Consider the following 22,699-nt stretch of genomic DNA (forward strand, 5'->3'; position numbering starts at 1 on the left):
AAAAAAACCAATAGATAAACAAGACCTGCAAAACCTGAAACAAGATAGGTTACTATCATTAAACTTAGAATAAAACCAGGTATGCCTACAAAGATATAATTCTTTATGTTCTTACTTAAAATAGTAATTTTATAAAAAATCAAACCTAGTATTATACCTATTAAAGATATCATAAATGAGATAACTGTTAAATCTAAATTTATCTCTAATATCTTTGAAAAAATTTTAACAAAACCAAATATAGCTATAGTATAAACCCACAATATGATAAATGACGCTACGGCCTGCATAATATGAATTTTTCTTTTAAAATTATTTATTATCTTATCTGATATTTTTTCACCTCTTTAAGAGCAGCTGATAATGGCAAAGTAGGATTCCAATCTACAACTTGAACTCCGCTTTGCCTTAGATAAGTTATAGGACAGGCGATCACCAGCAGCGTCAGTCCGCGGACGAACCACTGAGTGAACGGTCCGCCGAAGACGAGCGGCGGGATTGCCATCGTCGCCAGCGCGGCGACGACGACAATCGGCGTATACACGGCCGCAAAGCGGTCGACGAACTGTTCGGTGTCTGTTTGGTCGCCCTCGGCAGCCTCGACGAGTTCGATTACGCGGGCGATAGTCGACTCGTCGGCCGGGGCGGTCGTTTCGATCTCTAAATAGCCAGCCTCAGTTAGACTCCCGGCGTAGACCTCGTCGCCCGGTCCCTTGTCGGCGGGAACGCTCTCGCCGGTAATCGGGGATTCGTCGAGTGCGCTGTCACCCTCGCGGATGATCCCGTCGACGGGGATTTTCTCACCGGGACGAACAACAACGCGGTCGCCGACAGCAACCTCTTCGGCGGGAACGACGTGTTCGTGTCCATCGTGGAGGACTGTGGCGGTTTCGGGCGAAAGCTCCATGAGCTCCCGAAGCGACCCTCGCGCTCGGTCCATCGAGTAGCGTTCGAGCAGTTCGGCAATGCTGAACAGTACCGCCAGCGTGGCGGCCTCGAACGGGAGATTGACCGCCAGTGCACCGAGAATCCCGCCGGTCATCAGCAGGTCGATATCGAGACTCCAGTTGCGGATCGAGTAGTAGCCATTACGAACGATTTCGGTGCCAGCGATGCCGGCCGCCGCGACATAGGCCAGCCAGTCGACGCCGAGGTCCGCGCCAAGGACGGTTGCGAGGGTCGTGTTCGCACCGGGAACAAGCCACTCAAAGGTGACGCCGATGAGCATGAACACTGCGCCGAGGCCGGTCCGAATCGCACGGCTGCTCGTCCAGACCGCCGAGGGGTCGTGTGGCGTCTCGTCGTCTTCGATCTCGTAGCCCGCAGCCTCGACCCGGTCGCGGATCGCTTCCGGTGTTGTGGTGTCGGGGTCGTAGCCGACGATGAGCGTCCCCGAAGTCGGTCGGGGATCGATCTCGCTCACATCGAGTTTTGAGACACTCGATTCGACCTTGTTCGCACACGAGGCACAGTCCATCGACGGCACCGACAGCGAGAGGGTTTCGGCCGCCTCGCCTGCTGGCATCGTGCCGCTGGATTGGTGGCTCCCAGAACTGGTTGAGGCTGCTGTCGACGACGACTCACAGTGATCGTCCGCACAGCAGGCGTCGGCAGAACCATCGTCGGTGGTATCCGCAGTCATTGGCTGAACGTAACTGCTCGATAGGTATTAACTCAACTGCTAAAAATCGGCCCAAGTTACTAGAATCGTTGGCTCCAGCCGGTGTGTTGTTACTAACTGTCGACGGAGAGGGCTGTCCGTGTGCTTTTTGCTGTTGGACAGTTATAGCAGGTATGACAAACTGGCGAGCGGTTGGTATCGGCTTTCTGGTGATGATCGTTGTGGGTCTGTTAGCGACAGGGGCACCCATTGTTGGCCACATCGGAGCCGGAATTATCGGCGGGCTGGCGGCTGGCTACGTCGCTGGGGGCGGCCTGCTGAGCGGTGCATGGCACGGCCTGCTGGCTGGCTCGGTCGCCGGAATTGCACTAACAATCATCTTTGCGGTCGTCGTCGGTGTGTTCGGGCTCGTTGGCGGCCCACTCGGCGGTGCGCTCGGCTTCGGCGGCGTGTTGGTCGGCGGCCTCGTAGTGACGCTTATTTTCGCCGTCGACAGCGCGCTGGCTGGCGCGCTTGGGGCGGTCTTCTCGTAGCTACAGCCCAAGGCCACAGGCGTATTCGAGCGTTCCGAATCCCTGTCCCATCGACTCCCGAGTTATTTTTTCTCCGTTAATTTCTCCGTGTAACTCGTCCATTCGGAACAGATACTCGTTGTAGCTCCAGTGGCTCTCAGCCAGCCCACCCAAAATCGGTCGGTCGATGTAGTTCCGCGCATGGCCGTAGCTGGTCGCCGTGAACGCCACACGGTTGCCGTCGCCGTCGCTCACCTCAACCTCAAAATGTGGGTGCGGGCCGTCATCGAACACCGGTTCGATGGTGGCCGACTCGAATTCGACGATCCGGTCGCCAGTTGCGGACTCCCAGAGCGCCGACTGTCTAACGGGGATGGTCGACCGTTCGAGGCGCTTGGAGTCGAAAAAGCGATAGCCGCGCCGGAGCACCTGCGGGCCGAAGAACGGGATAAATGCCGAAAAGGCGGTGCCATCGGGGAAAAACGCCCAGATCCATTTCCACGGGAACAGCGGGAGATTGAGACAAACGCGCTGGAAGTAGCAAATGCCCTCCAACTGCTCGGGGCCATCTGGGAGGTCGAAGTTGCCTTCGAACTGCATCCGTCGCCACGCGACGAGATCCATGCCACCGAGCTGGGTGTGGGTATCCATCGCTTGCACCGGCGAGTCGACCCGATTTTCGAGGTCACCCCACGCCTCAAACTCGGCTTCACCCTTCTCGCCAGCGAAGTGGGCCTCCAGCCCAAGTGATCGGTCGGTCGACGCCCTGATCTCACCGCCGCGTTTGGTTCCGTCGTCGTCCTCTGCCCAGGCAGTAATCGAGCCATCCGAGAGCCGCGCGGTGGCTGGCTGATTGACCAGTCCCTCGTGAACTGCCTCGTCGTCACCGTACCACCCAACCGAGATCGCGCTGAACTCGTCGACATCCGCCGCAACCGAGCGATCGAGGTCAAGCCCCGCCATCGGAATGTCGTTGACGCGAATTTCGTCGCCTGCGCGGGCGGCGATCGAAAACATCAGTTGTTCGGGGCCGTAGCCCTCGTCGCTCTCGGGAAACAGGATGAACCACCACCACGACGAGGAGGTTCGGTTCTGTCGGTCGGGATACTGCGTCCATCTCTCCGTTGACCACCACGTCAAAGGAAGTGTCGGGCGGGGTGTGACGGAAGGATGCAAACGAGGCGGTAAATTCGCCTGTGCTCTTGTCCAGGTCGATCGTTGTCCCTTCGTCCCAGTAATTGTTGTTTTTTTCATAGTCTGTGAGCACGCTTCTGGCAAAAATGGTGACCTTGCCCACCTGGGTGCGTTCCTTGGTGATGGTGTTGATGCCATAGCCGTTTTCATGGTTGTATTTGTAAAAAGCCCATTCTTCAGGGGATTTCAGGGGGCCGAGCATGCTTTTGGCTTCTTCGTCCAACTCCTGCCAGTTCGCAAGCTCAAACATGGTGGTGCTGTAAATGCCCCTGGCAAAGGAGGGGCCGCCAAAACGTTTTTTCTCCACCGCGCCGAACTTATCCGGATTGTTGGTGAGCATGTAGTAAAGGACAGGCACTGAGGTGTCTGCCTCAAATGCGTTTTCTTCCACAGCGGCGTTCAGGCTTTTGATTTCATTGACCCCCCCGGCTTCGTTGGGGGCAAATTTGCGCTGGGAAGAGATGGCAATGTATAAATCTTTTCCCGGCTCGATTTTGCCGGAAATGGTCACCGTGTCGCCGGCCAGGTATTCCTGCTTGTCAATTTCCGCCTGGACCTGTGCCAGGGCGGGCTGCGCGCACCATACAAGGGCGGCTGCAATCACCATCCAAAAAAGTTGCATTCTGTTTCTGCGTACCGACATGTACACCTCCTGTTCACTTTTCTTGTTTTTATTGCCGTATCCGGATTCTGTCCCGCATGCATGGGTTGCATTGATGCAACCAAAAAAGATTTAAAGTATGAAAGCAATAATCATACCATGCGAATCACCCAAAAGTTTGATTTTCCGACTGCAGTAATAATTCGGCAAGAGGTAGAGTTGCTTGAAATTATTTCATATTGTCCTGTTTTGAATTTGTGTTTCCATGCGATCTCCGGTGGGGCGGCAAAATTAAATGCAATTTTTTTATTGCGATGCCATGAAAGTTGTGCAAGGTTTTTCTTCTGCAATGCCCCGGTATTGTCTGCGGATCGCAATAAAAAAATTGCGCAAGAGTTTTCCGGTATCCGGCTTCCCAGGAATGTTTTTGCAGTGCCGGGGCGCGTGGATAATGGGAAAAACCCTTTTCGGGCCGAAAAACAGAATAAATGCGGATTTGGCATGGAGATTGCTCTCAAAGGCAGCGACATCATTCTTTTTTTCTTTTCTTTTGCGAGGCCTTGAGCAAACAAACAACGCTGATGCTTTTGGCAGCCCATTTCTATAATTATGGCACCCGGGTGACGAGAAAGCAAGTTATGAAAATAAACAGGCTGTTTTGGTTGGGGTGGATTTTGTTGTTCCGGCTTGCCTCGCCGGCCTATGCCACTCAGGCCCACGGGGCCCCGGAAGGTCTGTATACCCATCAATTATCCCATATTTTTTTTATTGTCGCCATGGGTATCCTGATTTACTGGCTGCGATCCCGGCAGCTGGTGCGCCAGTCCGGATGGCGTCTGATCCAATATGCCTCGGTGTTTTTTATCCTCTGGTCCCTGGATGCTTTTCTGGTGCATTATATGGATGAGCAGACGGAGTTGATCCGGGTGGCCCGGGCCTCGGACTGGCAAATCCATATCCAGGCCGCAGGCGATCGGGGCTGGCTCGGCCTGCTGTATTATTTTCTGAAGCTGGATCATTTGCTTTGTGTGCCCGGTATGGTTTTCCTTTACATGGGGCTGCGGCACCTGACCGATCCGGTCCGGAGCATTGACCCCGGCCAGGAAGGCGGCCCATGATTGTATCGGATGTGCCAATCCGCCTGGTGGATATGATCGGTTCGGCTTTGATGATTGTTTTTTCCTTCTTGTGTGTGCATCGGGCCGTCCGGCTGCGCAGAAGCCAGACAGACAATGTGGTGTGGACATATATGTTGTGGCTTTGCTGTTGTTTGGCCGGCTTTGCGGTATCGCGTTCCGGCGGCCATATCCTCAAGCAGTTTTTTTCCCTGGCCGGCCAGCCGGATTTGTGGGACGGGCTGCGGCCTTTTGCCGGCGGAATCAATACCTTTTTGCTGATTATCGTGGCTGCGGCCACCTTGTTTTTCAACCGGGTGTGGCATGTCTATCAGCAAATCACCATGGACCGCCGGGCCCTTCAGGATACGCACCAGGAACTGCTGGCGTTAAACCAGGATCTGGAAAAGCGGATCCAGGATCGCACTGATGCCTTAATCCACCAGGAAAAGCAGATGGCCCATGCAGATCGGCTGGCTTCCATCGGAAAGCTCTCTTCGGGCATTGCCCACGAGATCAACAATCCCCTGGGGGTCATTCAGGGCTATACCCAGCTGCTGTTGCGGGGCGAGCCCGAGGATTCCCAGCGCAGAAAAGACCTGCAGGTGATTTTAAAGCATGCACAGAGCTGCAAATCCATTGTGGAGGATTTGCTTAATTTTGCCCGCCGTTCTCAGCCGGAAATGGCGGATATCAACATTCACGAGGTCATCGAGGAGACCCTGGTGTTTATTCAGCATCGTTCAAAAATGGAAAGTATCCGGATTTCCAAGGAGTTTGCCGAAAATATTCCTCACATGCGAATGGATGAAAAAAAGATAAAGCAGGTGCTGATCAACCTTGTAATGAATGCCGCCCATGCAGTGGAGCAGGACGGCACCATCACCATTGCCACCCGCTTTGATGAATCCAACCGGCGGCTGGAAATCGATATCGCGGATAACGGCTATGGCATTGAGGAAAAGAATCTGACCCGTATTTTTGATCCCTTTTTCACCACCAAATCCACAGGAGAGGGCACCGGACTGGGCCTTGCGGTGAGCTACGGCATTGCCAAAAGCCACGGCGGCGATATCCGCGTGCAAAGCCGCGTCGGAAAGGGCTCGGTATTTACCCTTCTGCTGCCTGTCTCCGGCTCTGAAGGAGGTGGCGCAAATGGATGAACACCATATCCTGGTGGTTGATGATGAGCCCGATATGCTCGAATTGCTGGCCCGGAGCCTGGAGCCGGATTTAAACTGCCGGGTCAAGACCGCGGATTCCGGCAAGTCCGCCTTGCAGACCCTGGAAAAAAGCCCTTTTGATCTGGCGCTCATCGATATCCGGATGCCGGGCATGGACGGACTTGAGCTGCTGGAGCTCATCAAGCGCAAATGGCCGGAACTCACAGTGGTCATGATGACCGCATACGGCTCCATTGAGTACGCGGTCCAGGCCATGAAGCAAGGGGCCTATGATTTTGTCACCAAGCCCTTTGACCATGAAACCCTGGTGTTCCGGCTGGAAAAAGCCCTGGAACGCAGCCGCCTGATTTCTGAAAACCGGCTGCTGAAGCAAAGCGATCCCCACGGTCCGTCGTTTTATGGCTTGGTGGGCCAGTCGGATGCCATGCAAAGCGTGTTTGAAACCATCCGCATGGTGGCTCAGACCGAAATGACCGTGCTGATCACCGGCGAGTCCGGCACAGGCAAGGATTTAACCGCCCGGGCCATTCATTCCATCAGCAGCCGCAGCAAGGGCCCGTTTGTTGCGGTCAATTGCCCCACCGTGCCCGAGCAGATACTGGAAAGCGAATTGTTCGGATATAAAAAAGGGGCATTCACCCATGCCACCCAGAACAAGACCGGTTTGTTTCAGGAGGCTGACGGGGGCACCATTTTTCTTGATGAAATCGGAGATGTCAGTCCGGCCATCCAGACCAAGCTGCTGCGGGTGTTGCAGGAACGTGAGATCAAGCCCCTTGGCGACACCCGGTCCGTTCGTGTGGATGTGCGCATCATTGCCTCCACCAACCAGGATTTAAAGGCCAAGATCCGGGAGGGTACGTTCCGGGAGGATTTTTTTTACCGCCTGGCCGTGCTGCCGGTGCATCTCCCGCCCTTGCGCGAGCGCAGAAATGACATCCCCCTGATTGCCGAGCACTTGCTGCGCAAGCATCGCAGCCGGTTAAACGAACCGCACAAGACGTTTTCCTCTGAATTAATGGCGCATTTCAAGTCCCGCCACTGGGAGGGAAATGTCCGGGAGTTGGAAAATATCGTGATTCAGGCGATTTTGTTTTCCTCAGGCCGGACCATCAATCCGCAGGACCTAAAACACCAGGTGGACGATTCGACTGCAGAAAATCAAGGTTGCGGATATGCGGATGTAAGTCATCTGCCCTACCGGGAGGCCAAGGAGACGGTGCTGCACGCATTTAACGCAGAATATATCGGAACTCTGCTTCAGCAGACCGGAGGCAACGTGACCCGTGCAGCCAAAAAATGCGGCCTCGAACGCCAGTCCCTTCAGCAGATCATGCGCCGTTATGAGATTTCCGCGGAAGATTACCGGAGTTAAAAAAAACCCGCATCAAGGATGCCCCCGGCTTTGTCCGCAGGCCATGGCCGTGGCAATCAGGTGGGCGGTGCGTATGGGTTCAGGGATGCGGCCGTGGATGCAAAATCGCCTGAGCACGGCTGCGGCCTCAGGGGCCGAAAGTCCCACCCGCTGGACATAAACGTTTTCCATGGGCTCCATGGGGCCGAGTTTTTTAATGATTGCCCATTTTTCCAGGCCCCGGGCAATGTGGGTGAGCAGGGCGTTTTGTATGGCGGCCATGTCCGGCTGTTTTCTGGCCACCACCATTACCGGCAGGCCCAGCCGGTCATGCAGGCCGAACACATCCACCACGTTAAATCCCCCAAGCGCTATGCCCTGGAGCAAAATCAGCCGGACGTGTTGGGCAAACCGGGATTGGCCCACCATGGCCGCGATTTTTTCCGCTGCATCAAATCCGTCTTTTTCGATCTTGTCGGTCAAAACCCCGTCAAAGCGCAGATCCGCATACACCGTTGCCACAACCGGCACACTGCCCTGATGCGTTCGGGAAAACGGCGCATCATCAAAGCCGGCCACATTGGAAAACCGATTTGTCGCCATCAAACCCCTTTTTGTCAGGCATAAACGAAAACACCGGATCTGCCGGCAAAATATCCCGGTTTGTCCGGCAAGTCAAGAAAGCTGCAGGGCAACGGATCATACTTGATGGCGCCGTAAAAGTCCAATATCTGCGTTACGCGCAATTTCTCAGAATTTCACGTACAGATAAGTACGCTGCATTCTTCGAAATTGCGCAAGCCTTGATCTTGAACTTTTACGGCACCATCTGAAATCAGACTTTTTACGGTGCCATCATACTTGAACAAAAGCGGAAAAACATGTATAAGCCGGGCTAATGAACTCTGTGAATCAACGCAACTCCAATGGCACAATAACGGCCCGGGGAAAGAGGCGGCATGTGGATGCCTTTTTTTATTTTCTCATTGCCCGGGGATTTTTTCTTATTGGCCTGATCCCGCGAAAAACCGCTGTGCATGCGGCCAATGGGCTGGGCCGGCTCTGGTTTGCCGCAGACCGGCGGCATCGGGAGATTGCTGTATCCAATATTGGCCGGGTATTTGGCGGCCAAATGACCCCGCGGCAGATCCGGGCCATGGCCAGAAGCGTGTTTTGCAGCCTTGTGCGCATTGTTTTTGAAATCGGCTGGTCTTTGCGCCTCAAACGCACCGACATCCGGAAACATTTTCGGTTTTCCGGCATGCATCATTTACAGGCCGCATTGGGGGAAAAAAAGGGCGTGCTTGTCTTGACCGGCCACATCGGAAACTGGGAACTGCTTCCCCTGGCCATGGGACAAATGGGCCTGCCTGTCAGCGCCCTATACCGGCCCCTGGAGTTTGAACCATTGGACCGTTTTTTCATAAGCCAGCGCAGCCGCTACGGCGCCCGCCTGCTGGCCAAGCGGCGTGCCATGCGCAGCATGCTTGCGGCATTGCATAACAATGAACTCATCGGCATGTTGCTGGACCAGAATGCCCGGGTAAAAGACGGGGTGTTTGTGGATTTTTTCGGTATCCCGGCGTGCACCGGCAAGGGCCTGGCACTGCTGGCCAGAAGAACCGGTGCACCGGTGGTGCCCGTGTTTCTGGTCCGTGAAAACGGTCATTATCGGGTGGAATGCCACCCGGCCCTGCCAAAAATTCAGACCCGGGATAAGACCAAGGATATTGAGGCGGCCACTGCACTCTGTAATAAGGTAATGGAAGATATGATCCGCCGGTACCCGGAGCAGTGGTTCTGGGTTCATCGCCGGTGGAAGACAAAGCCCTTTAAGCCGTGGGCGTCCAAGACCGGATTTGTTCCGGATAAAATCACAGACGGAAAAAAGCAATGAAACTCAATATTCCCGATTACATTCGATCCATCCAGGCTTACAAGCCAGGAAAGCCCATCGAGGAACTGGAGCGGGACTACGGTATCTCCGGTTCCGTAAAACTGGCATCCAATGAAAATCCCCTCGGCCCATCGCCGCTTGCCGTTGATGCCATGCGCGCGGCCATGGACAAGCTGCACCGGTACCCGGATGGTCGCGGTTATTACCTGGTGGAAAAAATCGCCCGGAAACTCGGGGTGGCGCCCGGCAACGTGGTTTTGGGCAACGGATCTGACGAGATTATCGGCATGCTGACCCGGGCGCTGATACAGCCCGGAGATGAGGCCGTGATGACCTCGCCTTCGTTTCTCATGTATGAGATCATGGTGCGCTCGGCCGGGGCCCTGCCGGTATTTGTGCCCCTGAAATCCCTTTTCGTGGACCTGGACCAAATGGCGGCGCAGATCACGGAAAACACCCGCATGATTTTTCTCAACAACCCGGTCAATCCCACGGGCACCATTATTACCCGACCCGAATTTGAAAAGTTCCTGGATAAAGTGCCGGATCAGGCGGTGGTGGTCATTGATGAGGCCTATATTGAATTTGCCGCAGATCCGGACTGCGCAGACGGCCTGGCATACTGCACAGGCCGGCGGCCCGTGGTGGTGCTGCGGACCTTTTCCAAGGCCTACGGCCTGGCCGGCATCCGCATCGGCTACGGGGTGATGGCCGAAGAACTGGCCGGATGGCTCCACCGGGTGCGCCAGCCGTTTAATGCCAATGCCCTGGCCCAGGCCGGGGCATGTGCGGCCCTGGATGATGATGCATTTATGGAAAAAACCGTCCGCCTTGTGCGCGGTGAGCTTGAGTTCATGTATGCCGCCCTGGAGCACATGGGTGTCAATTATTTTCCCTCTGAAGCCAATTTTTTTCTCATTGACGTTAAATGCGATGCAGATGTGTTTTTTGAGGCCATGCTCCGGCAGGGTGTCATCGTGCGCTCCATGGTGTCGTACGGTTATCCCGAATACATCCGCATCAATGCCGGAACCCGGGAGGAAAACCAGCGGTTTCTGGATGCGTTTGAAACCGTGATGCAGCAGATGCAGGCGCAACAGTAAACGGATATGACTGATTTGAAACCACTTCTGATAACCATTGACGGCCCGGCAGGTGCGGGCAAGACAACCGTGAGCCGGACACTGGCAGACCGGTTGGGCTACACCTATGTGGACACCGGTGCTCTGTACCGGGGCGTCGCCCTTGAAATGCAGGCCCGGCAGGTGGGCCCGGAGGACGAAAAAGGCCTGGCCGGGGTGCTGGCGGATCTGGATTTGCGCTTTGTCCGCCGCGACGGGGATCTGCGGCTTTTGTCCGCGGGCGTGGATATCACCGGAGAGATCCGGAATCCGGAAATCACCATGCTGGCCTCGGCCGCATCAGCCAGGCCCGAGGTGCGCTGCGCCCTGCTGGCCCTGCAGCGGCGGCTGGGGGCGGAAAAATCCGCCGTTTTCGAAGGCCGGGACATGGGAACGGTGGTTTTTCCGGATGCGGATGTCAAATTTTTTTTAAGCGCGGATCTGCACGTGCGCGCCCGGCGCAGGTACCTGGAGCTTGCCGGGGACCAGGGAGCCAGCCTTGAGCAGGTGGAAAAGGATATGCAAAAGCGTGATGCCAATGATGCCGGCCGGCTCATTGCCCCCTTAAAGGCGGCCGATGATGCGGTTTATATCGATTCCACAAGCAAAGACGCCCATGCCGTGGTCGATGAAATGTTGTCCGTTATCCGGGATGCCGGGGGCGGTAAGGGTTGAAATTAACTGTTGTGTTTTTGCTTTTGCTCTGTTAATAAAGCGCACTTATACTCCTTTGCATACAGGCAGGGAGTATCTTAAAACGGCCAAAGGGGGTATTGTTGTAAATGGAAAATTTTCAAGAAAACACTGAAGAACAAGACAAAAGAGACATCGAGGGCGCATCGGCTGCTGCGAACGTCGACATCCCGGAGGATGGCGAGCAGAGTATGGAGTCCCTGATGGAGATGTACGAAGAAAGCCTGAAGCGATTTGAAGAAGGCGAGGTTGTCAACGGGCGCATCATTTCCGTGGACAGGGATCACGTTTTGGTGGACGTGGGCTACAAGTCCGAGGGGCTGATTCCCATCAATGAATTCAAGGACAGCGAGGGAACCGTCCAGGCCGCAGTGGATGATGACGTTGAGGTCATGATCGAGTGGTGGGATGAAGAAGAAGAGCGCGTCCTTTTATCCAAGGAAAAAGCAGCCAAGGTCAAGGTCTGGGACGCCATCAAGGAGGTCTACGAGGCCGAGGGCACCATTGAGGGCGTCATTACGCACCGGGTCAAGGGCGGTTTTTCCGTTGATATCGGGGTTCAGGCATTTTTGCCCGGATCCCAGGCCGACCTGCGCCCCATCCGCAACCTGGATGAAATGGTTGGCCAGTCCTTTGATTTCAAGGTCCTCAAGTTCAACCGCAAGCGAAATAACATTGTGTTGTCCCGCCGGGTGATTCTGGAAGCCGAACGCGAGATGAAGCGCTCCGAGACCCTGGCCGCCATTGAAGAGAACAAGGTGATGGACGGCACGGTGAAAAATATTACGGAATACGGGGTGTTTGTGGACCTGGGCGGAGTTGACGGTCTGCTGCACATCACCGATATTTCCTGGGGCCGGGTCAAGCATCCGTCTGAATTGTTTGCCATCGGCGATCCCATCCAGGTCATGATTCTTTCATTTGATCCGCAGACCGAACGGGTTTCACTGGGGATGAAACAGCTTGTGCCCGATCCCTGGAGTTTTGCCTCGGATAAATACCCCGTGGGCACCAAGCTTACCGGCCGGGTTGTCAGTCTCACGGATTACGGGGCATTCGTGGAAGTCGAAGAGGGAATTGAGGGCCTGATCCATGTTTCTGAAATGTCGTGGACCCGTAAAATCCGACATCCCTCCAAGGTGGTGTCCGTGGGCGAGCAAGTCGAGGCCGTGGTGCTGGATATCAAGCCGGAAAGCCGCAGGATTTCACTGGGAATGAAACAGACCATGCCCAATCCCTGGGATGTGATCAGCGAAAAATATCCCGTGGGCTCCATCATTGAAGGCAAAATTAAAAATATTACCGATTTCGGCATCTTCATCGGCATTGATGATGACATTGACGGCCTGGTTCACATTTCCGATCTTTCCTGGACCCGCCGGATCAAGCATCCCTCTGAAATTTACAAGAAGGGGGATACGGTTCAGGCCAAGGTGCTCGACATTGACAAGCAGAACGAGCGGTTTTCCCTTGGCGTCAAGCAGCTCCATGACGATCCCTGGAAAACCGTTGGAGAACGGTACCCCGTGGGAACCGATATCAACGGGATGGTCACCAATGTAACGGATTTCGGTATATTCGTGGAACTGGAAGAAGGCATTGAAGGCTTGGTGCATGTTTCCGAGATCAGCAAGGAAAAGATCAAAACTCCGGTAGGCATGTACAATGTGGGCGATCAGCTCACTGCCCGGGTCATTAATATCAATACGGAGGAGCGCCGTATCGGGTTGTCCATCAAGCGGCTGGAGGTCGATGACGATCAGGAACTGCTCCACGATTATGTGAGCAATTCAAAGGCAGCGCCTTCGAGTTTTGGTGAACTGTTGAAGGAAAACTTAATGGAAAAATTCAACGGTGAGGCCAAAAAAGCGCAAGAAGGAGCCGCGGATCAGCAACAGGCCGAGGCGTTGGCTGCAGAAGCGCCTGATGAGTCCGGTGGGGCGGAAAAGCAGGCGCCGGCAGAAGAACCCGGGGAGCAAGACCCCAAGATCTGAAGTAAACATCCGGACGCCAAAATCTGACCGGCGGTATGATCGTAAGAATCCTGACATAAGCGGGCAGGCATGGCAAAAGCCCATGCCTGCCCCTGATGTTTTTCGATCCGCCGGTTTTTTTATTGGATATTTTAAGGCAGGCAATTTCCATGTTTTCCCGAAGACATCCGTATTTGTTTTTTCTTTTGATGGTTGCCGGCCTGATCGCGGCTACCAGTGTCATTCTGTCTGTGATCGGTTTGTTTTCACCGGAAAAGCGGCAGATGCACTATGGTGAAAAAGTTGGTGTGATCGAGGTCAAGGGCGCCATTCTCGAAGCCGGTCCGGTTCTGCAGAATCTGCGGGAGTTTGCCAGGGCCGGGGCCATAAAGGCCATTGTGGTGCGCATTGATTCCCCGGGTGGAGCTGTGGGTCCGTCCCAGGAAATATTCCGGGAAATTCGAAAGATTCGGGAAAATAAGCCGGTGATCGCTTCCATGGGAGCGGTGGCGGCTTCCGGGGGATATTATATCGCATCTGCGGCCGACGGGATCGTGGCCAATGCCGGCACCATCACCGGCAGCATCGGCGTGCTCATGGAATACACCAATTTCGAGGCGTTGTTTGAGAAAATTGGTCTTTACCCGGTGACTATCACCAGCGGAAAGTACAAGGATATCGGATCGCCGCTGCGGGAAATGACCGGTGATGAGAAAAAGTTGCTCCAGGATTTTGTCGACACCGTGCATGGTCAGTTTGTCGATGACGTGGCCGCCGGCCGGAAAATGAACCGGCAGGATGTGGCTGAAGTCGCCGACGGCCGGATTATTACCGGGCAGGGCGCAAAGCAGTACGGCCTGGTCGACAGGATCGGCAATTTGTATGATGCTGTGGACTGGGCTGCAGAAAAGGGCGGTATACAGGGAACGCCTGAAGTTGTGTATCCGCCCGAGGAAAAATTGTCCATTATCAATTACGTACTGGACAGGGTTTCGTCCGGAATTCGGCAACAGCTGGGAGAAATCAGCACCGGCGCTCTTTCCGGCGGCTATATCTATGCCCCGGGCAAATCACCCTGATTGTTAAACCTCCTCGAGCCTGCCCAGCCCTTCACGCAGGATTTCGGGCTCGTCTCCGATCAGCGAGATCACGCTGGAAGGCTCTCCCGGCACCGGACCGCCGTCGATAATCAAATCGATGCTGTTTTTGAAATGCTCTTGGATAAACGACGGGTCATTGAAAATATCGCCCTCGGGCGTGGCTGCACTTGTGGAAATCACCGGGTGGCCCAGGCTTTTGACCAGTTCGATGCAGATGTTGTGATCCGGCACCCGGATGCCCACGGTTTTTCTCCGGGCGAGCATGATTTTGGGCACCTGGCGTGAGCCTTCAAGAATAAAGGTATAAGGGCCGGGAAGCAGCCGTTTCATGGTTTTATAAGCGTAGTTGGTGACTTTGGCATAGTCGCTGATGTTTTTTAAATCCGAGCAGATAAAGCTGAATGGCTCCCGTTTGTCGCGTTTTTTGAGGCGGTAGATGTTTTCAATGGCTTTTTTGTTCAACAGGTCGCAGCCGATACCATAGTACGTATCTGTTGGATAGGCGATGATGCCGCCGTCTTCCAGTACTGAAACGGCCCTGGCAATGAGCCGGGGCTGGGGTGTTTCCGGATTGATGTGAATTAACATGGCCTCTGGCTTTTTTTCTTTTTGTTTTATGTTTATACTGCAGGGCAGACGATAGCCCAATGCACGATTTTGTATCACAGATTCAGGGGTCTGCGATAGTCTGTTTTGAGGGTTGATCCCCGGAAACCGGATTATTTGTTGATATTGTACACATGAATTTTTGCTGAATGCATCAGGAAATCATTCATCGATCATTACATTCATTTGTTTTGCGGGAGGAAAATAATGGAGAATCGACCGCTTGAGGAAGCTTATTCCTTTGATGACGTTTTGCTGCTTCCGGGCTACTCAGACGTGGTGCCCAGCGCTGTGAGCACCGCTACGCGGCTGACCCGGAACATCAACGTCAATATACCCATATGCAGCGCTGCCATGGATACGGTAACCGAGGGCAGAACTGCCATCAGCATGGCGCGGGCCGGTGGCATCGGGTTTATTCACCGCAACATGAGCATTGAGCGGCAGTGCCGGGAAGTGCGCAATGTGAAGAAATCGGAAAGCGGAATGATCGTGGATCCGGTGACCACCTCACCGGATGTGCCCATCCGCAACGTGTTAAAGCTTATGCAGCAGTACCGGATATCCGGCGTTCCGGTCACGGTCGGCGAAAAGCTTGTGGGCATTGTCACCAACCGGGATCTGCGCTTTATCACGGATCTGGACAAGCGCGTGGACGAGGTGATGACCCGGGAAAATCTGATTACCGTGGCCGAAGGCATCAGCCTGGAGGAGTCCAAGAAGATGCTTCATGCCCACCGAATTGAAAAGCTGCTGGTGGTCAACCCCGAAGGCCGGCTCACGGGCATGATCACCATCAAGGACATTGAAAAACTTAAAAAATACCCTCATGCATGCAAGGATGACCTGGGCCGTCTGCGGGTGGGCGGCGCCATTGGCGTGGGCGAGGATATGGAGGCCCGGGCCGAGGCCCTGGTCCAGGCGGATGTGGATATCCTGCTCATCGACACTTCTCATGGATTTTCCGCCAATGTCCTCAGAGCGGTCAAGCTTCTCAAGAAACGGTTTTCCGAGCTGGAGGTGGTCGCCGGTAATGTGGGAACGCCCGAGGGCGCAGAGGCGTTGATCGAGGCCGGGGTGGATGCCGTGAAAATCGGGATCGGTCCCGGCTCCATTTGCACAACCCGAATTGTGGCGGGCATTGGTGTGCCCCAGCTCACGGCCATCATGAACTGCCGGCCGGTGTCTGAAAAAAACGGGGTGCCGATTATTGCAGACGGCGGCATCAAGTATTCCGGGGATCTGACCAAGGCCCTCGGGGCCGGGGCCAACTCAGTGATGATCGGCGGGCTGTTTGCCGGAACAGAGGAAAGTCCGGGCGAGAAAATTATCTACCAGGGCAGAAGTTACAAGGCTTACAGGGGCATGGGTTCGCTTGAGGCCATGCAGGACGGCAGCCGGGACCGCTATCACCAGGAGGACCAGGAGGAGGCCGATAAGCTGGTCCCTGAAGGCATCGTGGGCCGGGTTCCCTATCGGGGCACTATCGGCGAAAACGTCTATCAGCTCGTGGGCGGATTAAAATCCGGCATGGGCTACGTGGGCGCCAATTCCATAGAGGAGTTGCGTCAAAAAGCCCGTTTTGTCAAAATCAGTCCGGCAGGCCTTCGCGAAAGCCATGCCCATGATGTCATTATCACCAAGGAAGCACCCAACTACAGCCTGGATTAAGAGGCAAGCATGAGTATCAATCCCTCCGGTTTCGTACACCTTCACGTGCATACCGAATACAGCCTCCTTGACGGGGCCATTCGGATACGGGATCTGCTGGCCCGGGCAAAGGAATATGACATGCCGGCTGTGGCCATCACGGACCACGGCACGATGTTCGGGGTGGTTGATTTTTATCAGCAGGCCTGCAATGCCGGCATTAAGCCCGTTATCGGCTGCGAGTGCTACGTGGCACCGCGCAGCCGGCATGACAAGACCCAGGCTGACCACCGGGAAATGACCCACCTGGTTTTGCTGGCCAGAAATCAGACCGGATACAAAAACCTTTGCAAGCTTGCCACCGCCGCCAGCGTGGAGGGGTTTTACCACAAGCCCCGCATTGACAAGCAGGTGCTCAGGCAGCATGCAGAGGGTTTGATCGGCCTGTCTGCCTGCATCAAGGGGGAAATCCCCATGCGCATCCTTGAAGGGCGTGTTGACCTGGCAGAGGAGGCCGCCCGGTTTTATTCGGAGGTGCTGGGTCCGGATAATTTTTACCTTGAGCTTCAGCACAATGGCATGGAGGACCAGAAAGTCGTCAACGAGGCCCTGGTGGACATGGGTCGGCGTCTTTCTTTGCCACTGGTGGCCACCAATGACTGTCATTACCTGGATGCCGGAGACGAGCGGGCCCACGAGGTGCTTTTGTGCATCCAGACCGGCAAGACAATGGATGACGCCGACCGGATGCGTTTCGGCAATGGCGAGCTTTACTTCAAGTCCCCGAAGGAAATGGAAAAATCCTTTTCCCACTGTCCCGAGGCCCTTTCCAATACCAAGCAGATTGCCGATCGCTGCCACGTTGAATTTGATTTCAATACCCATCATTTTCCCAATTTCAATCTCACGGATGATCGCTCTGAATCCGAACTCTTTGAGGAAAAGGTCCGCAGGGGCTACGCGGCCCGGATGGAAAAAATCCGGGAAAAGAATCCGGATGTGGCGGAATCGGTTTACCGCAAGCGGGTGGACTATGAAATTGACGTGATCAATTCCATGGGATTTCCCGGCTATTTTTTGATTGTGGCTGATTTTATTGAATATGCCAAAAAGCGCAACATCCCCGTGGGTCCGGGCCGGGGCTCGGCTGCAGGCAGTCTGGTGGCCTATGCCCTGGGCATTACGGATCTGGATCCCATTGAAAACGGACTGATATTTGAGCGTTTCTTAAACCCTTCCCGCCAGAGCATGCCCGATATTGACGTGGATTTTTGCATATACGGCAGAGAAGAGGTGTTTCACTATGTTGTGGACCGCTACGGCGGCCCCGAGTACGTTGCCCAGATCATTACATACGGGAAAATGAAGGCCCGGGCCGTGATCAGGGACGTGGGCCGGGCCTTGAATATCGCACTGAGCGAAGTCGACGAAATCGCCAAGCTGGTGCCCGAAACCCCGGGCATGACCTTGGAAAAGGCCATGGAACTGGAGCCCAAGCTGGCGGAACGGGCCCAGTCCAATCCGGTGATCGGCGAACTCATCGAAATTTCCCGGTCCCTGGAGGGCTTAAATCGACATGCCTCCACTCATGCCGCCGGCGTGGTCATCGGGGACAAGCCCCTGGTGGAGTATTTGCCCTTATATAAAGGCAAACGCGGCGAAGTGCTGACCCAGTACGATATGAAGATGGTGGAAAAAATCGGGCTGGTGAAATTTGATTTTCTGGGTTTGCGCAACCTGACGATCATGGCCAATGCCCTGCAGATCATCGAATCCCTGGGAAAGCGCCCGCCGGATTTGGGGCACCTGGATTTGACTGACGAGAAAACCTTTCAGCTGCTTTCAGCCGGCAATACCACCGGGGTCTTTCAGCTGGAAAGTGCAGGCATGCGGGATCTGCTCACCCGGATGAAGCCGGAGAGCTTTGCCGAGGTTACGGCCCTGGTGGCGCTTTACAGGCCCGGGCCCATGGGCAGCGGCATGCATGATGACTACGTGGAGCGCAAGCACGGCCGCCAGAAAGTGCAGTACCTGATACCGCAGCTCGAACCGATTTTAAACAACACCTACGGCGTGATCCTCTACCAGGAACAGGTCATGAAGATCGCCGGGGAGGTGGGCAGCTTTTCCATGGCCGAGGCGGACAATCTCAGAAAGGCCATGGGCAAAAAAATTGTCGATGTCATGGCCAAACAGCGGGACCGGTTTGTCAAGGGTGCGGTGGAAAACGGCATTGACGAACAAAAGGCCAACGAGCTTTTTGAGCTCATCGAGACCTTTGCGGGTTACGGTTTCAACAAGTCCCACAGCGCAGCTTACGCCTTGATCGCCTACCAGACCGCCTATCTCAAGGCCCATTTCCCGGAAGAATTCATGGCAGCGGTGCTCACCTCGGAGATGAATTCCTCGGACAACGTGGCCAAATACATTGCCGAATGCAGAAACATGAATATAGCGATTCTGCCGCCGGATATCAACGAAAGCCACAAGGGGTTTACGGTTTCCGGCGACAAGATCCGTTTCGGGCTGGCGGCAGTGAAAAACGTGGGCGAATCCGCCATTGAATCCATTATTGAAATTCGGAAGCAGGGCCGGTTTGAATCAATCTTTGATTTTTGCCAACGGGTGGACCTGCGCAAGGTCAACAAGCGGGTCCTGGAGAGTCTGATTCAATGCGGAGCCTTTGATTTTACCGGATACACCCGGGCCGCGCTCATGGCGTGTGCAGATGATGCCCTGGACTACGGCCAGCGGGTGCAAAAGGAGCGAAACGATCCACAGATGTCGCTTTTCGGCGGCTCCGGCCAGGAAGCGGACGCCATCAATGCGCCGGTGATTTCCGAGCTTCCCGAATGGGATGAAAAGCATTTACTGGAGCTGGAAAAGGAGGCCATTGGATTCTATATCACCGGTCATCCCCTGGATGAATACCGGGATATAATGGAAAAGTATGCCAACGCGGATGCCCTTTCCGTTGCCGAGGATGCCGTGGGGGACCGTGAGATTGTGCGCCTTGGGGGTATTGTCAAGCATATCAAGACCATCATGACCAAAAAGGGCGATCCAATGGCCTTTTTGAATATCGAGGATATGCATGGCTCCGTGGAAGTGGTTGTGTTTCCGGATCTGTATGCCGCTGTTGCCGACGTGCTGATCCTGGAGACCCCGGCATTTGTCCAGGGCCAGGTTCAGAAAAATGAGAAAAGCACCAAGATTCTGGCCGACAGCGTGGTCCGCATTGCTGATGCCGAAACCAACTGGGCGGCAAGCCTGCATATCCGGGTTGACGCCGAAAGCGTTGAAATACAGGCCATGGAGAACCTGCTTGCGGTTTTGCAGAAATACCCCGGGGCGTGCAAGGGGTTTTTGCACGTGCGCATCCCGGCCAAAACCGAAACCATCATCGCCTTGCCCGAGGAAATGAAGATCAGGGCCGGCGTGGCCCTGCGCCAGGAGGTCAATACGCTGCTGGGCTATGATGCCGTGTACACGGTCTGTGCACCGGTGCATTCCGGGGCCAACGGCAATGGAAACGGAAACGGCAAAGCCCAAAACGGCCGGAGAAACAACGGGCGCAAGAGCAACGGCAAGAAAGTAAAAGCGTTAAAGCAGTAAATTCGAAGCACGAAATCCGAAATTCAAAGCAATATCGAATGACCAAAATTCAAATGACGAAAACAAACTGCTTGATACCGAAAATTAAGGATCTCGCAATGCAAGTCCCTTTACTTGACCTGAAGCTGCAGTATGCGTCCATCAGGCAGGAGTGCCTGGCGGTTACCGAAAAGATTTACGAGTCCCAGCATTTTATCCTCGGCCCGTATGTGGAAAAGCTTGAAGACGAGGTTGCCGCTTATTGCGGCACCCGGTATGCAGTGGGGGTGTCATCCGGCACTGATGCGTTGCTGCTTTCCCTGATGGCCGCCGGCATTGGTGAAGGCGACCGGGTGATCACAAGTCCGTATACGTTTTTTGCCACAGCCGGCGCCATTGCCCGGGTGGGTGCAGTGCCGGTTTTTGTGGATATTGAGCCGGATACCTATAATATTTGCCCCCAAAAGCTGGAAGCCGCAGTCCGCCGCATGGATGAAAAGACGCGCCAAAGCGTCAAGGCCGTGATGCCGGTGCATTTGTACGGCCAGTGCGCGGAAATGGATCCCCTCAACGCCCTGGCCCGAGAAAACAACTGGGTTGTCATCGAGGATGCCGCCCAGGCCATCGGTGCGGAATACAAGGGGCAGCGGGCCGGGTCATTGGGGGATTTTGGATGTTTTTCCTTTTTTCCCTCCAAAAACCTCGGCGGGTTTGGTGACGGCGGCATTGTGACCACCAATTCGGATTCGTATTGTGAAATGTTAAAAATCCTTCGGGTTCACGGGGCCAGTCCCAAGTATTACCACCGCTACATCGGCGGCAATTTCCGGCTTGATGCCATCCAGGCGGCGATCGTGTCCATCAAGCTCGCCCGCCTGGATCAGTGGACACAAAAGCGGCAGCAAAATGCCGCCAGATACCGGCAGTTGTTCGCAGAAGCCGGGATCGACGAGATCATCGGCTGTCCCGTGGAAAAACAGGACCGGCATATTTACAACCAGTTTGTCATCTCTGCGGAATCAAAGCGGGATGCGCTTCGCGATTTTTTGCAGGCCGCAGGGGTGGGCTGCGAGATTTATTACCCGGTTTGCCTGCACATGCAGCAGTGTTTTGCCGATCTGGGATATGCCGCCGGCCAGATGCCCGAGGCCGAAGCAGCAGCGGCCCGGACCCTTGCGATTCCGGTGTTTCCTGAGTTAACCGAAGATCAGCAAGCCTATGTGGTGGAGCAAATCCGAAGTTTTTGCAGCTAGATAGTGCCTGAACGAAAACCGTTTTTTCCGCCAATCTCTGCGTCCGGCTCAAATTTTAATCCTCAAAATACGTCGAGTATTCCTGCGGTTAAAATTTTCGCCGTCCTTGACCTTGACGAAAAATCCTGGTTTTCGTTCGGGCACTAGATAAAAAAACATGGCGAGGCAGGGCATTTTTATGGTTGACAAAGCCCTGCACGACATGTAGAACGCAAAAATTCATTTGACGGGCAGCCCTTGCATCGGGCGGACTTGCAAATGATCAGGGGCATAGCAACTGCCCCGGGTTTGGGTGAAACAAGGTTACCCAAAACCCGAAAGTAAAAAAAATGAAAAAAAGCAAAATTTGTTGTTGACAGGCCGGCGATAAAATTATATAAATGGCAATTGTCGCTGCCCAAAGGTTGACGGCAAAACATCAGGCTCTTTTACAGGCGCAAATGCCGATCGATCAGAGCCTTGATCTTTGAAAACTAAATAGTGGCAATAAGCGGGCCAAGTTAATTTTTATTTTCGCTTATCCGTATTATTCAATACGTACGATTTAAGTGGAGAGTTTGATCCTGGCTCAGAATGAACGCTGGCGGCGTGCTTAACACATGCAAGTCGCACGAGAAAGCACCGAGCTTGCTTGGTGCGAGTAAAGTGGCGCACGGGTGAGTAACGCGTGGATAATCTACCTGCGAGTTCGGGATAACATTTCGAAAGAGGTGCTAATACCGGATAACATCACGGAAGTTTCGGTTTTTGTGATCAAAGATGGCCTCTGCATGCAAGCTATCGCTTGGAGATGAGTTCGCGTACCATTAGCTTGTTGGTGGGGTAAGGGCCTACCAAGGCGACGATGGTTAGCTGGTCTGAGAGGATGATCAGCCACACTGGCACTGACACACGGGCCAGACTCCTACGGGAGGCAGCAGTGAGGAATTTTGCGCAATGGGGGCAACCCTGACGCAGCAACGCCGCGTGAGTGAAGAAGGCTTTCGGGTCGTAAAGCTCTGTCAAGTGGGAAGAACCCTTCTGGAGTCAACAGCTCTGGGAGCTGACGGTACCACTGAAGGAAGCACCGGCTAACTCCGTGCCAGCAGCCGCGGTAATACGGAGGGTGCAAGCGTTATTCGGAATTACTGGGCGTAAAGGGCGCGCAGGCGGCCTGTTAAGTCAGTTGTGAAAGCCCGGGGCTCAACCCCGGAAGTGCGACTGAAACTGGCAGGCTTGAGTATGGGAGAGG

At 54.5% G+C, this 22,699-nt stretch carries 19 protein-coding genes and 1 rRNA gene; 14 read left to right on the top strand and 6 right to left on the bottom strand.

Annotated features, from left to right (window positions below; genetic code table 11):
- Positions 1–290, bottom strand: a 290-nt coding sequence (locus R6U41_RS05515; RefSeq protein ID WP_410268834.1) for a hypothetical protein, incomplete at its 3' end; no start/stop codon positions are given.
- Between the two features lie 29 nt (positions 291–319).
- Positions 320–1,525, bottom strand: coding sequence for a heavy metal translocating P-type ATPase (locus R6U41_RS05520; protein ID WP_410268835.1), 1,206 nt, complete (start codon positions 1,523–1,525; stop codon positions 320–322).
- 269 nt (positions 1,526–1,794) lie between these two features.
- On the opposite strand from R6U41_RS05520, the gene R6U41_RS05525 reads away from it, so the two are divergent.
- On the top strand, positions 1,795–2,154 hold the full coding sequence (locus R6U41_RS05525) for a DUF5518 domain-containing protein (protein ID WP_410268836.1): 360 nt from the start codon (positions 1,795–1,797) through the stop codon (positions 2,152–2,154).
- Here the strand turns inward: R6U41_RS05525 and R6U41_RS05530 are convergent, their stop codons facing one another.
- Positions 2,155–3,150, bottom strand: a complete 996-nt coding sequence (locus tag R6U41_RS05530; RefSeq protein ID WP_410268837.1) for a hypothetical protein — start codon at positions 3,148–3,150, stop codon at positions 2,155–2,157.
- Entirely contained in the window at positions 3,083–3,949 is an 867-nt protein-coding gene (locus R6U41_RS05535) for a hypothetical protein (protein WP_410268838.1), read from the bottom strand. The genes R6U41_RS05530 and R6U41_RS05535 overlap by 68 nt, the downstream gene beginning before the upstream one ends.
- 81 nt (positions 3,950–4,030) lie before the next feature.
- Between R6U41_RS05535 and R6U41_RS05540 the strand changes: the two genes are divergently transcribed.
- The 4 genes from R6U41_RS05540 to R6U41_RS05555 all read left to right on the top strand — a co-directional run bounded on the left by R6U41_RS05540 (position 4,031) and on the right by R6U41_RS05555 (position 7,602).
- A complete protein-coding gene (locus R6U41_RS05540) occupies positions 4,031–4,492 on the top strand; it encodes a hypothetical protein (RefSeq protein ID WP_410268839.1) in 462 nt (153 codons plus the stop codon).
- A gap of 98 nt (positions 4,493–4,590) precedes the next feature.
- A complete protein-coding gene (locus tag R6U41_RS05545) occupies positions 4,591–5,046 on the top strand; it encodes a hypothetical protein (protein WP_410268840.1) in 456 nt (151 codons plus the stop codon).
- On the top strand, positions 5,043–6,206 hold the full coding sequence (locus R6U41_RS05550; RefSeq protein WP_410268841.1) for a sensor histidine kinase: 1,164 nt from the start codon (positions 5,043–5,045) through the stop codon (positions 6,204–6,206). The genes R6U41_RS05545 and R6U41_RS05550 overlap by 4 nt, the downstream gene beginning before the upstream one ends.
- Positions 6,199–7,602, top strand: a complete 1,404-nt coding sequence (locus R6U41_RS05555; protein WP_410268842.1) for a sigma-54-dependent transcriptional regulator — start codon at positions 6,199–6,201, stop codon at positions 7,600–7,602. The genes R6U41_RS05550 and R6U41_RS05555 overlap by 8 nt, the downstream gene beginning before the upstream one ends.
- Before the next feature lie 12 nt (positions 7,603–7,614).
- Here R6U41_RS05555 and R6U41_RS05560 read toward each other — a convergent pair whose 3' ends face one another.
- The gene (locus R6U41_RS05560) at positions 7,615–8,184 is read right to left on the bottom strand and encodes a DUF99 family protein (protein ID WP_410268843.1); all 570 of its coding nucleotides are present in this window, start codon (positions 8,182–8,184) and stop codon (positions 7,615–7,617) included.
- A 358-nt stretch (positions 8,185–8,542) separates the two neighbouring features.
- On the opposite strand from R6U41_RS05560, the gene R6U41_RS05565 reads away from it, so the two are divergent.
- From R6U41_RS05565 to sppA, 5 genes are all read left to right on the top strand, one after another.
- Positions 8,543–9,478, top strand: a complete 936-nt coding sequence (locus R6U41_RS05565; RefSeq protein ID WP_410268844.1) for a lysophospholipid acyltransferase family protein — start codon at positions 8,543–8,545, stop codon at positions 9,476–9,478.
- Positions 9,475–10,581 (top strand): histidinol-phosphate transaminase, encoded by a 1,107-nt coding sequence (gene hisC / locus R6U41_RS05570; protein ID WP_410268845.1) that lies wholly within the window; start codon positions 9,475–9,477, stop codon positions 10,579–10,581. Before R6U41_RS05565 ends, hisC begins: the two co-directional genes overlap by 4 nt.
- Positions 10,582–10,596: 15 nt before the next feature.
- Positions 10,597–11,274, top strand: coding sequence for a (d)CMP kinase (gene cmk / locus R6U41_RS05575; protein WP_410268846.1), 678 nt, complete (start codon positions 10,597–10,599; stop codon positions 11,272–11,274).
- A 107-nt stretch (positions 11,275–11,381) separates the two neighbouring features.
- Positions 11,382–13,286: a 30S ribosomal protein S1 gene (locus R6U41_RS05580; protein ID WP_410268847.1), complete on the top strand. Its 1,905-nt coding sequence runs from the start codon at positions 11,382–11,384 to the stop codon at positions 13,284–13,286.
- Between the two features lie 149 nt (positions 13,287–13,435).
- Positions 13,436–14,344, top strand: coding sequence for a signal peptide peptidase SppA (gene sppA / locus R6U41_RS05585; RefSeq protein WP_410268848.1), 909 nt, complete (start codon positions 13,436–13,438; stop codon positions 14,342–14,344).
- 3 nt (positions 14,345–14,347) lie between these two features.
- Here sppA and R6U41_RS05590 read toward each other — a convergent pair whose 3' ends face one another.
- Positions 14,348–14,953 carry an L-threonylcarbamoyladenylate synthase gene (locus R6U41_RS05590; protein WP_410268849.1) on the bottom strand — a complete coding sequence of 202 codons (606 nt, stop codon included), beginning with the start codon at positions 14,951–14,953 and terminating at the stop codon, positions 14,348–14,350.
- A gap of 225 nt (positions 14,954–15,178) precedes the next feature.
- Here R6U41_RS05590 and guaB point away from each other — a divergent pair, with 225 nt between their 5' ends.
- From guaB to R6U41_RS05610, 4 genes are all read left to right on the top strand, one after another.
- Complete coding sequence (guaB, locus tag R6U41_RS05595; protein WP_410268850.1) at positions 15,179–16,642, top strand: IMP dehydrogenase; 1,464 nt, start codon at positions 15,179–15,181, stop codon at positions 16,640–16,642.
- A gap of 9 nt (positions 16,643–16,651) precedes the next feature.
- Positions 16,652–20,236 (top strand): DNA polymerase III subunit alpha, encoded by a 3,585-nt coding sequence (locus R6U41_RS05600; RefSeq protein ID WP_410268851.1) that lies wholly within the window; start codon positions 16,652–16,654, stop codon positions 20,234–20,236.
- 98 nt (positions 20,237–20,334) lie between these two features.
- Entirely contained in the window at positions 20,335–21,468 is a 1,134-nt protein-coding gene (locus R6U41_RS05605; RefSeq protein WP_410268852.1) for a DegT/DnrJ/EryC1/StrS family aminotransferase, read from the top strand.
- A 545-nt stretch (positions 21,469–22,013) separates the two neighbouring features.
- A 16S ribosomal RNA gene (locus tag R6U41_RS05610) occupies positions 22,014–22,699 on the top strand; the annotation flags it as partial.

Origin of the sequence: Desulfosalsimonas sp., from assembly GCF_046483245.1 — a bacterium.
Taxonomy (GTDB): Bacteria; Desulfobacterota; Desulfobacteria; order Desulfobacterales; family Desulfosalsimonadaceae; genus Desulfosalsimonas.

What these genes read in the sequence shown, in the direction of transcription:
- R6U41_RS05520 (WP_410268835.1), bottom strand. Translation starts at nt 1,525, where the DNA reads ATGCCAGCAGGCGAGGCGGCCGAAACCCTCTCGCTGTCGGTGCCGTCG.
- R6U41_RS05525 (WP_410268836.1), top strand. Translation starts at nt 1,795, where the DNA reads ATGACAAACTGGCGAGCGGTTGGTATCGGCTTTCTGGTGATGATCGTT.
- R6U41_RS05530 (WP_410268837.1), bottom strand. Translation starts at nt 3,150, where the DNA reads ATGTTTTCGATCGCCGCCCGCGCAGGCGACGAAATTCGCGTCAACGAC.
- R6U41_RS05535 (WP_410268838.1), bottom strand. Translation starts at nt 3,949, where the DNA reads ATGCAACTTTTTTGGATGGTGATTGCAGCCGCCCTTGTATGGTGCGCG.
- R6U41_RS05540 (WP_410268839.1), top strand. Translation starts at nt 4,031, where the DNA reads ATGGGTTGCATTGATGCAACCAAAAAAGATTTAAAGTATGAAAGCAAT.
- R6U41_RS05550 (WP_410268841.1), top strand. Translation starts at nt 5,043, where the DNA reads ATGATTGTATCGGATGTGCCAATCCGCCTGGTGGATATGATCGGTTCG.
- R6U41_RS05555 (WP_410268842.1), top strand. Translation starts at nt 6,199, where the DNA reads ATGGATGAACACCATATCCTGGTGGTTGATGATGAGCCCGATATGCTC.
- R6U41_RS05560 (WP_410268843.1), bottom strand. Translation starts at nt 8,184, where the DNA reads ATGGCGACAAATCGGTTTTCCAATGTGGCCGGCTTTGATGATGCGCCG.
- hisC (WP_410268845.1), top strand. Translation starts at nt 9,475, where the DNA reads ATGAAACTCAATATTCCCGATTACATTCGATCCATCCAGGCTTACAAG.
- R6U41_RS05580 (WP_410268847.1), top strand. Translation starts at nt 11,382, where the DNA reads ATGGAAAATTTTCAAGAAAACACTGAAGAACAAGACAAAAGAGACATC.
- sppA (WP_410268848.1), top strand. Translation starts at nt 13,436, where the DNA reads ATGTTTTCCCGAAGACATCCGTATTTGTTTTTTCTTTTGATGGTTGCC.
- R6U41_RS05590 (WP_410268849.1), bottom strand. Translation starts at nt 14,953, where the DNA reads ATGTTAATTCACATCAATCCGGAAACACCCCAGCCCCGGCTCATTGCC.
- guaB (WP_410268850.1), top strand. Translation starts at nt 15,179, where the DNA reads ATGGAGAATCGACCGCTTGAGGAAGCTTATTCCTTTGATGACGTTTTG.
- R6U41_RS05600 (WP_410268851.1), top strand. Translation starts at nt 16,652, where the DNA reads ATGAGTATCAATCCCTCCGGTTTCGTACACCTTCACGTGCATACCGAA.
- R6U41_RS05605 (WP_410268852.1), top strand. Translation starts at nt 20,335, where the DNA reads ATGCAAGTCCCTTTACTTGACCTGAAGCTGCAGTATGCGTCCATCAGG.